Below are 12,831 nucleotides of genomic sequence, written 5' to 3'. Positions count from 1 at the left end.
GGGGCCGAGGTGACGCAAGGAGATCTTCCGCAGCAACCCGCCAACCCGCTGCGCGATCCGGCGGACCGCCGGCTGCCGCGGATCGCGGGGCCGTCCGGCCTGGTTATCTTCGGCGTCACGGGGGACCTCTCCCGCAAGAAGCTGATGCCGGCGATCTACGACCTGGCCAACCGCGGCCTGCTGCCGCCGGGTTTCTCCCTGGTGGGCTTCGCTCGCCGTGAGTGGGAGGACGAGGACTTCGCGAAGGAGGTGCACGACGCCGTCAAGGAGCACGCGCGCACCCCCTTCCGCGAGGAGGTGTGGCAGCAGCTGGCCAAGGGCATGCGGTTCGTCCAGGGCACCTTCGACGACGACGCCGCCTTCGACACCCTGCGCGAGACCATCGAGGAGCTCGACAAGGCGCAGGGCACCGGCGGGAACTTCGCGTTCTACCTCTCGGTGCCGCCGAAGTTCTTCCCCAACGTGGTCCAGCAGCTCAAGAAGCACGGCCTGGCCGACCCGCCGGCCGGCTCCTGGCGCCGCGCGGTGATCGAGAAGCCGTTCGGCCACGACCTGGCCAGCGCCCAGGAGTTGAACAAGGTCGTCCACGAGGTCTTCCCCCGGGACGAGGTCTTCCGGATCGACCACTACCTCGGCAAGGAGACGGTCCAGAACATCCTGGCGCTGCGGTTCGCCAACACGATGTTCGAGCCGATCTGGAACCGGTCCTACGTGGACCACGTGCAGATCACCATGGCCGAGGACATCGGCATCGGCGGCCGCGCCGGGTACTACGACGGCATCGGCTCGGCCCGTGACGTCATCCAGAACCACCTGCTCCAGCTGATGGCGCTCACCGCCATCGAGGAGCCGGCCTCCTTCCACCCCAAGGCCCTGGTCGCCGAGAAGCTCAAGGTGCTCAGCGCCGTGCAGCTTCCCAAGGACCTGGGCAAGCACACCGTGCGCGGCCAGTACACGGCCGGCTGGCAGGGCGGCGAGGAGGTGGTCGGGTACCTGGACGAGGACGGCATCAACCCCGTGTCCAAGACCGACACCTACGCGGCGATCAAGCTGGAGATCAACAACCGGCGCTGGGCCGGGGTCCCGTTCTACCTGCGCACGGGCAAGCGCCTGGGCCGCCGGGTGACCGAGATCGCGGTGGTCTTCCAGCGCGCCCCGTACCTGCCGTTCGACTCCTACGCCACCGAGGAGCTTGGGCAGAACGCCCTGGTGATCCGGGTGCAGCCGGACGAGGGCGTCACCGTGCGGTTCGGTTCCAAGGTTCCGGGCACCTCGATGGAGGTGCGGGACGTGACGATGGACTTCGCCTACGGCGAGTCCTTCACCGAGTCCAGCCCGGAGGCGTACGAGCGGCTCATCCTGGATGTGCTGCTGGGCGACGCCAACCTCTTCCCCAGGCACCAGGAGGTCGAGCTCTCCTGGGAGATCCTCGACCCGATCGAGAAGTACTGGGACCAGCACGGCAAGCCCGCGCAGTACCCGGCCGGCACCTGGGGTCCGGCCGAGGCGGACGAGATGCTCGCACGAGACGGCAGGAGCTGGCGCCGGCCATGAAGATCGACCTGACGGACACCACGTCCAGCAAGATCAACAGTGCGTTGATGGACGCGCGCCGGGCCAGCGGTTCCACCGGGGCCGGCATGGTCCTGACGCTGGTCATCGTGACCGACGAGGGCAGCGCCTACGACGCCCTCAAGGCCGCGAACGACGCCTCCCGCGAGCACCCCTCGCGCACCCTCGCGGTGATCAAGCGGGCCGGGCGCTCGCCCCGGGCCCGGGCCGGCGCCCGGCTGGACGCGGAGATCCTGGTCGGCAGCGATGCCGGCTCGGGTGAGACCGCGATCCTGCGGATGCACGGCGAGCTGACCTCGCACGCCCAGTCGGTGGTGCTGCCGCTGCTGCTGCCGGACGCCCCCGTGGTGATCTGGTGGCCGGAGAACGCCCCGCTGCACCCGGCCCAGGACCCGCTCGGCGCGATCGCCCAGCGCCGGATCACCGACGCGGTGACCGCCGAGTCCCCGGTCGACCAGCTCGCGGTGCGCGCCGAGAACTACACCCCCGGCGACACCGACCTCGCCTGGACCAGGATCACCAGCTGGCGCTCGATGCTGGCGGCGGCCCTGGACCAGCGGCCCAGCAAGGTCACCTCGGCCGTGGTCGAGGGCGAGTCGTACAACCCCAGCGTCGAGCTGCTCGGCCTGTGGCTGACCGACCGGCTGAACGTGCCGGTCGAGCGGGTCGTCAGCGAGGGTCCCGGCATCACGGCCGTGCGGCTGCGCAGCAAGGACGGCGAGATCGTGCTCGACCGGCCGGACGGGCTGATGGGCACGCTGTCCATCCCCGGCTCGCCGGACCGCCTGGTGGCGCTCAAGCGCCGCGAGACGGCCGAGCTGATCGCCGAGGAGCTGCGCCGCCTGGACGAGGACACCATCTACGCCGCGGCCGTGCGCACCGGCGTGGAGCGGCTCCAGGAGCCGGCCGAGGCCACGTACGGCATCACCGCGGCCGAGGTCGACGAGGCCGCCGAGGCGAGTGCCGAGGCCACCGCCGAGGCGACCTCGGCCCCCGTGGTCGAGGCCTCGGTGATCACCCCCCGGGTGACCGCCAAGGTCCCGGCCAAGAAGGCGCCGGAGGGGACCGCCAAGGCCCCCGACAAGAAGGCACCGTCGGCCGCCAAGAGCACCAAGCAGGCCACCGCCAAGAGCGGCACCGGCAAGAAGGCGTCGCCCCGCAAGCGGAGCGACGCATGACCCCGGTACCGCAGCTGGTCGTGCACCGGGACAAGGAGCTGATGGCCCAGGCGGCCGCCGCCCGACTGATCACCAAGATCGTCGACGCACAGGCCGCCCGGGGCACCGCCTCCGTGGTGCTCACCGGCGGGCGCAACGGCAACGCGCTGCTCGCCGCGATCGCCGCCTCCCCGGCGCGCGACGCGGTGGACTGGTCGCGCCTGGAACTGTGGTGGGGCGACGAGCGGTTCGTACCGTCCGCCGACCCGGAGCGGAACGCGGTGCAGGCCGCCGACGAGCTGCTCGCCCGCGTCCCGCTCGACCCGGCCAAGGTGCACTACATGCCCGCCTCGGACGGCGTGGACGGTGCCGACGTGGAGGCCGCCGCCGAGCGGTACGCCGAGGAGCTGGCCAAGGCCGCGGGTCCCGAGGACCGCGCCCTGGTGCCCGCCTTCGACGTGCTGCTGCTCGGCGTCGGCCCGGACACCCATGTGGCCTCGCTCTTCCCCGAGCACCCGGGCGTGCGGGAGACCGCGCGCACGGTGGTCGGGGTGCGCGGGGCACCCAAGCCGCCGCCCACCCGGATCTCGCTGACCCTGCCCGCGATCCGGGCGGCCCGCGAGGTCTGGCTGCTGGCGGCCGGCGAGGACAAGGCGGACGCGGTCGCGCTGGCCCTGTCCAGCCCGGGCGAGATCCAGGCCCCGGCCAGCGGCGCGTACGGCACCAGCCGCACGCTCTGGCTGCTGGACCGCGCGGCGGCGGCCGAGCTGCCCGCGCAGCTCTACCCGCCGGCCTCGGCCTGACGGATCAACACGTTGGGGGCGGTGCGCTCGACCGAGCGCACCGCCCCTTTCGCGTCCCCTGCGGGGCCCCGTCTCAGACGAGCCGCTTGCGCACCCACACCACGGTCAGCGCGGTCAGCGCCGCGGCCAGCGCCAGGCAGATCCCCGACTCGACCAGCTGCAGCGGCCAGTAGTTCGCCGCCTGGTGCACGGCGCTGAAGTGCTTGGCCCCGTGGTACTGGGCCATGCACTTCTCGTAGTCCCCCGCCTGGTTGCAGACGTCCCAGGACACCCTCCGGCCGTCCGGCAGGAGCAGCCCGTGGGCGAACGCCCAGGTGCTGTTGGGCAGGTCCGACAGATCCGCCAGGCTGGTCTGCCAGCTCCACAGGTGCGGGCGCACCACCGTCTGTCCGTACTGGAACAGGCCGACCACCAGTACGGTCAGGCCCGCCGCGCGCAGCACCTGGCGCAGCAGCAGCCCCGCCAGCACTCCGACGGACAGCGCCAGCAGCGTGGTCGCCACCAGCACCGGCCCGCTGGAGGGGTAGAAGGCCATGCTGAACCAGGTGATCCCGGAGACCTCGTTGGCGCTGGGCCCCCAGACCCAGTGCAGCAGCAGGGCCGGCACCGTCGAGGCGACCACGCCGATCAGCCCGGCGGTGAGCAGCTTGGCGGCCACCCAGCGGTCCCGGCTCACCGACTGCGACAGCGCCAGCTTCCAGGTACCGTTCTCCAGCTCCCTGCCCAGCAGCGTGGCACCGAGACCGGCGCCCAACCCGACCGGGAGCAGGAGCAGGAGTATGCCGAACCCCTGCATCAGCGTGCCGTAGCCGTTGCGGAACTGCGTCACCGCCCCCGAGATGCCGTCCTGCCGGCAGGACGGGACACGGCTGATCGCGGCGCAGCCCTTGATGTGGTGACTGTCGATGAAGGAGACCATCTCGGCCCGCAGGATCGGGGCCGCGATCGTCAGCGCGACCAGGACCAGCAGCAACCCGCTGATCAGCGTCCGGTTCTGACGCCACATCAGCCAGGCGATCCCGCGCGGCCGTGGCCCGCGGCCGACGGTGCGCGCAGCGGCGCTGGTGGGGCGGGAGTCCATGGTGGTGGTCATCGGGTCACCTCGGTCAGGTCGGCGGGCTGGTCGGTCCCCGGGACCTGCGCCTCCCAGGTCAGCAGCGCCGGGGTGTCGGGCGCCCGCAGGTGCGCGAGCAGCAGTTCCTCCAACGTCGGCTCGCCGCCCTCCCAGCAGTCGTCCAGCTCACCGCGCGGACGCAGCAGGGCGGTCAGCCCGCGGCCGTTCACCCGGGACTCGACCACCTCGTGGCCGTCCAGGCTGGCGGCCGCGCTCTGCGGGCCGATCACCAGCCGGTGGGCGGCCAGCAGCTCCTCGATGTCGCCGGCCAGCCGCACCTGGCCGCCGGCCAGCAGCACCAGGTAGTCGCAGGCCTCCTGGAGCTCGGCCACCACGTGCGAGGACATCAGCACGGTCAGGCCGCGCTCGGCCGCCTCGGCCATCAGCAGGCCCATCAGCTGGTGGCGGACCAGCGGGTCCAGGTCGGCCATCGGCTCGTCCAGGATCAGCAGGTCGGGCCGCTTGCCCAGGGCCAGCGCCAGGGCGACCCGGGTGCGCTGACCACCGGAGAGCGAGCCGACCTTGGCGGTCAGCGGGAAGCCGGCCTCGGCCAGCACCGCGTCGGCCGAGCGCTGGTCCCAGCGGGGGTTGAGCTCCTGGCCCATCCGCAGCGTCTCGGCCACCGTGAAGCGGGGGTAGAGCGGCTTGTCCTGGGCCATGAAGGCCACCCCCGGACTGCCCCCGGGGCGCGGCGCCCGCCCGGCCAGCTCGATCCGCCCCTCGCTGACGCTCTGCAGCCCGGCGGCCAGCCCCATCAGCGTGCTCTTGCCCGCTCCGTTCGGGCCGACCAGGGCGCAGATCCGCCCGGCCGGCAGCCTGAACGAGCAGTTCCGCAGCGCCCAGCCGCGCCGGTAGTGCTTGCCGAGGCCGTGGGCGGCCAAGGCGGGGTGTTGCTCGGTCATCGGTTCCCCTCGCTCGTGTTCTCTCGGCCGTCGGCCCGCGGACCGCCGAACTCCTGCTCGACCACGGTCGCCACCAGCGCCGCCACGTCCTCCCGGTCCAGTCCGGCCCGGTGGGCCCGGGCCGCCCAGTCGGCCAGCTCGCCGCGCAGCGGCGAGTCGCTGCCCGCCTCCTCGCGGGCCAGCGAGCGCAGCACGAAGGTGCCGAGCCCCGGCCGCGGTTCGACCAGCCCCTCGCGTTCCAGCTCGCGATAGGCCTTCAGCACCGTGTTCGGGTTGATCGCGGTGGCCGCCACCACCTCCTTGGCGGTCGGCAGCCGGTCCCCCGGCTCCAGCAGCCCCAGCCGCAGGGCGTGCTTGGTCTGCTGGACGATCTGCAGATAGGTGGCCACGCCGCTGTGCCGGTCGATGCGGTACTCCACCATCAGCACCACCATTTCACTAAGGCATTAGTGAAATGGTGGTGGAAAGAAGCCCCGCCGTCAAGCCGGGCCGACGACGGGGCGATTCAAGCCACCGCGATGCGGGTCGCTGCCCGCGCGGGTCAACCGGTCGGCAGCACCAACTCCCAGCGCCGCTCGCCGTCCTGGAACCGCTCGGTCGCGGTGAGCCCCGCGGCGGCGGCCACCGCCGCGGAGGCGTGGTGCTCCGGGTGCACATGGGCGACCACCCGCCGCACGCCGGCCCCGGCCAGCCATCCGACCAGCGCCCGGGCCGCCTCGCGGGCACAGCCGCGGCCCTGCCAGCCGGCCCCGACCACCCAGGCCACCTCGGCCTCGGTGCCGTGCACGGTGGCCTGCACGGTGCCGATCAGGCGGTCCTCCGCGACCAGGCGGATCACCCAGTTGAGCCAGCGTTCCGCCGGATCGGGTGAACCCGCCGACCACCGGCGGTAGCGTTCGGCCAGCGCCTCGCGGCTCTCCGGCTCACCCCCGATGAAGGTGTGCAGCCCCGGATCGTCCAGCACCCCGTGCAGCGCGGCCGCGTGCTCGACGCCCAGCGGCAGCAGCTCCAGCCGCTCGGTGGCGATCAACTCGATGTCTCTCATCAGCTCCCCCGGGAAAAACGAAGAACGCGGGCGGCGGACCCTTGGCCAACCACCCGCGTCACCGCGCTACCGACTCAGATCTCGCCCCGCAGCTTGGCAAGCGCCTCGGCCAGGATCGCCTCGCCGTCGGCGTCCGTGCGCCGTTCACGGACGTAGGCGAGGTGCGTCTTGTACGGCTCGTTCCGCGAGGGGGCCGGCGGGTTGTCCTCGTCCTGGCCGGCCGGGAACCCGCAGCGCGGGCAGTCCCAGGTGTCCGGAATGACCGCCTCGGCGGCGAAGCTGGGGCGCGTCTCGTGCTTGTTGGCGCACCAGAAGGAGATCCGATTGCGCGGGGCGGACTCGCCGCGCTCCGCCTCACCCATCGGGCCGGCCCCGACCCTGCTGCCACGGATGGCGTTGCCACTTGCCACGGTCTGACTCCCTGCGTGCCCTTATCCGCCTGGTTCAACCCAAGCGCTGCCGACCGGCCGCCCGCTGCGGACAGTGGCAAGTTGTCCTAGTGTACGGAGCGAATAAGGATCTGTCCGCACCGCCTTCAGAACTGAGGCCTGATCAGCTCTTGACCTTGATCAGCAGACCCAGTACGACAATGCAGGCGAACCAGCAGAGGCCCACGATGATGGTGATGCGGTCCAGGTTGCGCTCGGCCACCGCGGAACCGCCACCGGCCGACATCGCGCCGCCACCGAACATGTCGGACAGACCGCCGCCCTTGCCCTTGTGCAGCAGCACGAGCAGGACCATGATCAGGCTGAAGATGATCAGGGCAATCGAGAACCCGAGAACCACGGCGGGACCAACTCTCTCGTTCTATTGGGTCATGGGCTAAGGGCCGGACCCCCCATCGGGGGCCCGGCCCAAAGACTACGTTGCTGCGGGGGCGTTAGCCTACCGCCTGCTCACGGTACCGCACGATCTTGACGAACTCGTCGGCGTCCAGCGAGGCCCCGCCGACCAGGGCGCCGTCCACGTCCGGCTTGGCCATCAGGCCGGCCGCGCTGGAGGACTTCACCGAGCCGCCGTACAGGATGCGGACCTTCTGGGCCAGCTCGGCGTCGTACAGCTCGGCCAGCCGGGCCCGGATCGCGGCGCAGACCTCCTGCGCGTCCTCGGGGGTGGCCACCTCGCCGGTGCCGATCGCCCAGACCGGCTCGTAGGCCACCACGATGCTCGCGGCGTGCGCGGCCGAAACCTCGGCCAGCGCACCGTCCAGCTGCGCCAGCGTGTGCTCGACGTGGGTGCCGGCCTTGCGCACCTCCAGCGGCTCGCCCACGCACAGGATCGGCGTGATGCCGCTGCGGTAGGCGGCCTTGACCTTCGCGTTGACGATCTCCTCGTTCTCGCCGTGGTACTGGCGACGCTCCGAGTGGCCGATCACCGCGTAGCTGCACTTCAGCTTCGCCAGCATCGGGCCCGAGACCTCGCCGGTGTAGGCACCGGAGTCGTGCGCCGAGATGTCCTGCGAGCCGTACTTGATCTTCAGCTTGTCGCCGTCGACCAGGGTCTGCACCGAGCGCAGGTCGGTGAACGGCGTGAGCACCGCCACCTCGACCGCGTCGTAGTCCTTGTCGGCCAGCGCGAACGCCAGCTTCTGGGTGTGCTGGATGGCCTCAAGGTGGTTGAGGTTCATCTTCCAGTTGCCCGCCATCAGCGGGAGCCGCTCACTCATTGATCAGCCTTCCAGGGCGGCGATACCGGGGAGCGTCTTGCCCTCCAGGTACTCGAGGCTCGCGCCACCGCCGGTCGAGATGTGTCCGAACGTGGTCTCGTCGAAACCGAGGATGCGCACGGCCGCGGCCGAGTCGCCGCCACCGACCACGGTGAACGCGTCGCTGTCGATCAGCGCCTGCGCCACCGCCTTGCAACCCTCGGCGAAGGCCGGGTGCTCGAAGACGCCGAGCGGGCCGTTCCAGAAGACGGTGGCCGCGTCGGCCAGCTTCTCGGCGAACAGCGCCCGGGTCCTCGGGCCGATGTCCAGGCCCTCCTTGTCGGCCGGGATCTTGTCGGCGTCGACCACCTCGAAGTCCTCGACCGGCTTGTGCGTCTTGGTGTCCGGGAAGCTCGCGGAGACCGCGATGTCCACCGGCAGCACGAACTCGACGCCGTTCTTCTCGGCCCGCTCCAGGTACTCCAGGACCACGGGGACCTGGTCCTCCTGCAGCAGCGAGATGCCCACCTCGTAGCCCTTGGCCTTGAGGAAGGTGTACGCCATGCCGCCGCCGACCAGGATCTTGTCGGCCTTGCCCAGCAGGTTGTCGATCACCGCGAGCTTGTCCGAGACCTTGGCCCCGCCGAGCACCACCACGTACGGGCGGGCCACCTCGTCGGTGAGCTTGCGCAGGACGCCCAGCTCCTTCTCGATCAGCAGGCCGGCCGCGTGCGGCAGCCGGGCCGGCAGGTCGAAGACCGAGGCGTGCTTGCGGTGCACCGCGCCGAAGCCGTCGCCGACGTAGAGGTCGGCCAGGGCGGCGAGCTGGTCGGCGAAGGCGCCGCGCTCGGCGTCGTCCTTGCTCGTCTCACCGGCGTTGAAGCGCAGGTTCTCCAGCAGCGTGACCTCGCCGTCGGCCAGGGCGGCGACGGTGGCCTTCGCGCTGTCCCCCACGGTGTCGGTCGCGAAGGCGACCTGCTTGCCGAGGAGTTCGCCCAGGCGCACGGCGACCGGGGCGAGCGAGTACTGCGGGTCCGGCGCGCCCTTGGGCCGGCCCAGGTGGGAGGCGACGATCACCTTGGCGCCGCGCTCCAGCAGCCGGGTGATGGTCGGGACGACGGCGCGGATCCGGCCGTCGTCGGTGATGGTGCCGTCCGAGAGCGGCACGTTGAGGTCGGCGCGGACGAATACCCGCTGGCCGGCCACATCGAGGTCGTCGATGGTCTTCACGGTCTTCGTTCTCCAGGGGAGAGAGGGGGCCCAGGAACAGTGGCGCTGGGAGTGGCGCAGCGCCCGGCAACTCGGGGAACACCCGCAGGAAGTGGGTGCGCGGGGCAGGGGCAGGGCCCGGAGGCGGTGTCCGCCGTCCGGGCCCTGCTCCTCACATCACGTCAGCTTCCGCTGCGTCAGAGCTGGCCGCCGACGAGGGTGGTCAGGTTGACGAGACGGTTCGAGTAGCCCCACTCGTTGTCGTACCAGCCGAAGACCTTGACCTGGTTGCCCTGGACCATGGTCATCAGCGAGTCGAAGATCGTGGAGAACGGCGAGTTGACGATGTCCGACGAGACGATCGGGTCCTCGGTGTACTGCAGGATGCCCTTGAGGGAGCTCTCGGAGGCCTTCAGGAAGGCCGCGTTGACCTCCTCGACGGTGACCTCGCGCTCCAGGGTGACGACCAGGTCGGTGATCGAACCGGTCGGGACCGGGACGCGCAGCGAGGTGCCGTCCAGCTTGCCCTTGAGCTCCGGCAGCACCAGCGCGGTGGCCTTGGCGGCACCGGTGGAGGTCGGGATGATGTTCAGCGCGGCAGCGCGGGCACGACGCAGGTCCTTGTGCGGGAAGTCAAGGGTGACCTGGTCGTTGGTGTAGGCGTGGACGGTGGTCATCAGACCCTTGACGATGCCGAAGTTCTCGTTCAGCACCTTGGCCAGCGGCGCCACGCAGTTGGTGGTGCAGGAGGCGTTGGAGATGACGGTGTGCTTGGCGGCGTCGTACTTCTCGTCGTTGACGCCCATGACGATGGTGACGTCTTCGTCGGTGGCCGGGGCGGAGATGATGACCTTCTTGGCACCAGCGGCGACGTGCTTCTTTGCCTGGTCGGCCTTGGTGAAGATACCGGTGGACTCGATCACGATGTCGACGCCCAGCTCGCCCCAGGGGAGGTTGGCCGGGTCACGCTCGGCGATCACCTTGAACGTGTGGCCGTCCACCGTGATGCTGTCGGCGGTGTGGCTCACCTCGGCCTGGAGGGTGCCCAGGATCGAGTCGTACTTGAGCAGGTGCGCGAGGGTCCTGGTGTCGGTGAGGTCGTTGACGCCGACAATCTCGATGTCCGCGCCCTGGGACTTGACCGCGCGGAAGAAGTTGCGGCCGATGCGGCCGAATCCGTTGATGCCTACCCGGATCGTCACGAACCGATCTCCTCTAAGGTACGCCGGGCTATGCCGACGGGGTGGAAATTGGGATGTCCCCGACCACCACTGACCCTACCTCGCACGCGGTCACCTGGGCACATCCGCCCTTCGTCAAGACCCTGGCGTGGCGTATTTCGGAATACGCCACGCCACGTTCGTCACAACCGCGTCAGGAGCCGTGTCATCCGCTAGTTGAGCGCCATCTCCTCCGTCAGGTTCGCCTCGGTGCTGGGCAGTCCCAGCTCCATCGCGCGCTTGTCGGCCATCGCCAACAGCCGCCGGATCCGGCCCGCCACCGCGTCCTTGGTGAGCGGCGGATCGGCGAGCGCGCCGAGCTCCTCCAGCGAGGCCTGCTTGTGCTGCATCCGCAACTGACCGGCGGCCGCGAGGTGCTCGGGCACCTCGTCGCCGAGGATCTCCAGCGCCCGCTGCACCCGGGCCCCGGCGGCCACCGCCGCGCGAGCCGACCGGCGCAGGTTGGCGTCGTCGAAGTTGGCCAGCCGGTTGGCGGTGGCCCGCACCTCGCGGCGCAGCCGGCGCTCCTCCCAGGCCAGCACCGACTCGTGCGCGCCGAGCCGGGTGAGCAGCGCGCCGATCGCGTCGCCGTCGCGGATCACCACCCGGTCCGCGCCGCGCACCTCGCGGGCCTTGGCCGGGATGCCGAGCCGGCGGGCGGCGCCGACCAGCGCGAGCGCCGCCTCGGAGCCGGGGCAGGTGATCTCCAGCGAGGAGGAGCGGCCGGGCTCGGTCAGCGAGCCGTGCGCCAGGAAGGCGCCGCGCCAGGCCGCCTCGGCGTCACAGGTCGCGCCGGAGACCACCGCCGGGGGCAGCCCCCGGATCGGCCGACCGCGGCCGTCCACCAGCCCGGTCTGCCGGGCCAGCAACTCGCCGTCCTTGATCACCCGGACCACGTACCGGCTGCCGCGCCGCAGGCCGCTGGGGGCCATCACCACCAGTTCGGAGGCGTGGCCGAAGATCTCCAGCAGGTCCTTGCGCAGCCGCCGGGCCGCAATGCCGGTGTCCAGCTCCGCCTCGATCACGATCCGACCGCTCACAATGTGCAGTCCGCCCGCGAATCGCAGGATCGCCGACACCTCAGCCTTGCGACAGCAGGCCCGGGTGACGGGGAGCCGGCTGATTTCGTCCTTCACCGCTGCCGTCATCGCCATGGGCCGATCCTTCCATGTGTCCGGAAAATCCGGTCGTACGCGGCGGCCAGAAGCTCCGGGTCGTGTCGCGGGGTCCCGTCGGCGCCGGCCACCCGGTCCAGCACCAGCGCGGCCCCCATCCGCTCGGCCGCCTTCTCCAGGCCGGCCAGGTCGGCCACCCCGAAGGCGCCGCCGGTCACCGCGCGCTCGTCCACCAGGATCGCATCCACGCCCAGTTCCGGAGCGTGGTCGGCGATCACCTCCAGGTGGCGCTGCGGGGTGAAGCCCTCGGTCTCGCCCGGCTGCGGGGCCAGGTTCAGGGTCAGCAGCCGGCGGGCCTTGGTCTCGACCAGTGCCTTGGCCAGCTCGGGGACCAGCAGGTGCGGCAGCACGCTGGTGAACCAGGAACCGGGGCCGAGCACCACCCAGTCCGCCTCCAGCACCGCCGTCACCGCCTCCGGCACCGCCGGCGGCTCCTCGGGCAGCAGCCGGATCGACTGCACGGTGCCCGGGGTGATCGCCACATTGGCCTGGCCGCGCACGGCCGAGACCCGCGCGGGGTGGGCCGGGTCGTGGCCGCGCACCTGGGCCTCGATGTCCAGCGGGACGGCGGACATCGGCAGCACCCGGCCCTGCACGTTGAGCAGCCGGCCCACCCACTCCAGGGCGGCGACCGGGTCGCCGAGCTTCTCCCAGAGCGCCACGATCAGCAGGTTGCCCACCGCGTGGCCGCCCAGCTCGCCGGAGCCGGTGAAGCGCTGCTGGATCACCTCGGACCAGGTACGGCCCCAGTCGTCGTCGCCGCACAGCGCGGCCAGCGCCTTGCGCAGGTCGCCGGGGGGCAGCACGCCGAGTTCGGCGCGCAGCCGGCCGCTGGAGCCGCCGTCGTCGGCCACCGTGACCACGGCGGTCAGGTCGGAGGTGAGGCGGCGCAGCGCGGAGAGCGAGGCGGACAGGCCCTGGCCGCCGCCGAGCGCGGTGATCCGCGGCGCCGCCCCCTTCGGCGCGGACACCGATCTCTTCTGTGC

At 71.5% G+C, this 12,831-nt stretch carries 14 protein-coding genes; 3 read left to right on the top strand and 11 right to left on the bottom strand.

The window, feature by feature from the left end; genetic code table 11:
- Positions 1–9 precede the first annotated feature (9 nt).
- From zwf to pgl, 3 genes are read left to right on the top strand one after another with little or no spacing between them, the layout of a single operon-like run.
- Positions 10–1,554, top strand: a complete 1,545-nt coding sequence (gene zwf / locus ACFZB9_RS14715) for a glucose-6-phosphate dehydrogenase (protein ID WP_391447392.1) — start codon at positions 10–12, stop codon at positions 1,552–1,554.
- Positions 1,551–2,750 (top strand): glucose-6-phosphate dehydrogenase assembly protein OpcA, encoded by a 1,200-nt coding sequence (gene opcA / locus ACFZB9_RS14710; protein ID WP_391447040.1) that lies wholly within the window; start codon positions 1,551–1,553, stop codon positions 2,748–2,750. The genes zwf and opcA overlap by 4 nt, the downstream gene beginning before the upstream one ends.
- On the top strand, positions 2,747–3,532 hold the full coding sequence (gene pgl, locus ACFZB9_RS14705; RefSeq protein ID WP_391447038.1) for a 6-phosphogluconolactonase: 786 nt from the start codon (positions 2,747–2,749) through the stop codon (positions 3,530–3,532). Before opcA ends, pgl begins: the two co-directional genes overlap by 4 nt.
- Positions 3,533–3,605: 73 nt before the next feature.
- On the opposite strand, the gene ACFZB9_RS14700 is transcribed toward pgl, so the two are convergent.
- The 11 genes from ACFZB9_RS14700 to yvcK all read right to left on the bottom strand — a co-directional run bounded on the left by ACFZB9_RS14700 (position 3,606) and on the right by yvcK (position 12,816).
- The gene (locus ACFZB9_RS14700) at positions 3,606–4,625 is read right to left on the bottom strand and encodes an ABC transporter permease (RefSeq protein WP_391447036.1); all 1,020 of its coding nucleotides are present in this window, start codon (positions 4,623–4,625) and stop codon (positions 3,606–3,608) included.
- Positions 4,622–5,548, bottom strand: a complete 927-nt coding sequence (locus ACFZB9_RS14695) for an ABC transporter ATP-binding protein (RefSeq protein WP_391447034.1) — start codon at positions 5,546–5,548, stop codon at positions 4,622–4,624. Before ACFZB9_RS14695 ends, ACFZB9_RS14700 begins: the two co-directional genes overlap by 4 nt.
- Positions 5,545–5,970: a GntR family transcriptional regulator gene (locus tag ACFZB9_RS14690; protein ID WP_391447032.1), complete on the bottom strand. Its 426-nt coding sequence runs from the start codon at positions 5,968–5,970 to the stop codon at positions 5,545–5,547. The genes ACFZB9_RS14695 and ACFZB9_RS14690 overlap by 4 nt, the downstream gene beginning before the upstream one ends.
- A gap of 119 nt (positions 5,971–6,089) precedes the next feature.
- Complete coding sequence (locus ACFZB9_RS14685; protein ID WP_391447030.1) at positions 6,090–6,593, bottom strand: GNAT family N-acetyltransferase; 504 nt, start codon at positions 6,591–6,593, stop codon at positions 6,090–6,092.
- A gap of 74 nt (positions 6,594–6,667) precedes the next feature.
- Complete coding sequence (locus tag ACFZB9_RS14680; RefSeq protein ID WP_184938344.1) at positions 6,668–7,003, bottom strand: RNA polymerase-binding protein RbpA; 336 nt, start codon at positions 7,001–7,003, stop codon at positions 6,668–6,670.
- A gap of 142 nt (positions 7,004–7,145) precedes the next feature.
- Entirely contained in the window at positions 7,146–7,382 is a 237-nt protein-coding gene (secG, locus tag ACFZB9_RS14675) for a preprotein translocase subunit SecG (protein WP_184938341.1), read from the bottom strand.
- Positions 7,383–7,476: 94 nt separating this feature from the next.
- Entirely contained in the window at positions 7,477–8,262 is a 786-nt protein-coding gene (gene tpiA, locus ACFZB9_RS14670; protein WP_391447027.1) for a triose-phosphate isomerase, read from the bottom strand.
- Positions 8,263–8,265: 3 nt separating this feature from the next.
- Positions 8,266–9,471, bottom strand: coding sequence for a phosphoglycerate kinase (locus ACFZB9_RS14665; protein ID WP_391447025.1), 1,206 nt, complete (start codon positions 9,469–9,471; stop codon positions 8,266–8,268).
- Between the two features lie 176 nt (positions 9,472–9,647).
- Positions 9,648–10,652: a type I glyceraldehyde-3-phosphate dehydrogenase gene (gene gap, locus ACFZB9_RS14660; RefSeq protein ID WP_391447024.1), complete on the bottom strand. Its 1,005-nt coding sequence runs from the start codon at positions 10,650–10,652 to the stop codon at positions 9,648–9,650.
- A gap of 191 nt (positions 10,653–10,843) precedes the next feature.
- The gene (gene whiA, locus ACFZB9_RS14655) at positions 10,844–11,824 is read right to left on the bottom strand and encodes a DNA-binding protein WhiA (RefSeq protein WP_035841998.1); all 981 of its coding nucleotides are present in this window, start codon (positions 11,822–11,824) and stop codon (positions 10,844–10,846) included.
- Positions 11,815–12,816 carry a uridine diphosphate-N-acetylglucosamine-binding protein YvcK gene (yvcK, locus tag ACFZB9_RS14650; RefSeq protein WP_391447021.1) on the bottom strand — a complete coding sequence of 334 codons (1,002 nt, stop codon included), beginning with the start codon at positions 12,814–12,816 and terminating at the stop codon, positions 11,815–11,817. Before yvcK ends, whiA begins: the two co-directional genes overlap by 10 nt.
- Positions 12,817–12,831 lie beyond the last annotated feature (15 nt).

This window comes from Kitasatospora sp. NPDC008050 (assembly GCF_042957465.1).
In the GTDB taxonomy this organism is placed as follows: domain Bacteria; phylum Actinomycetota; class Actinomycetes; order Streptomycetales; family Streptomycetaceae; genus Kitasatospora.
This window is presented reverse-complemented; position numbering and strand designations above follow the sequence as displayed.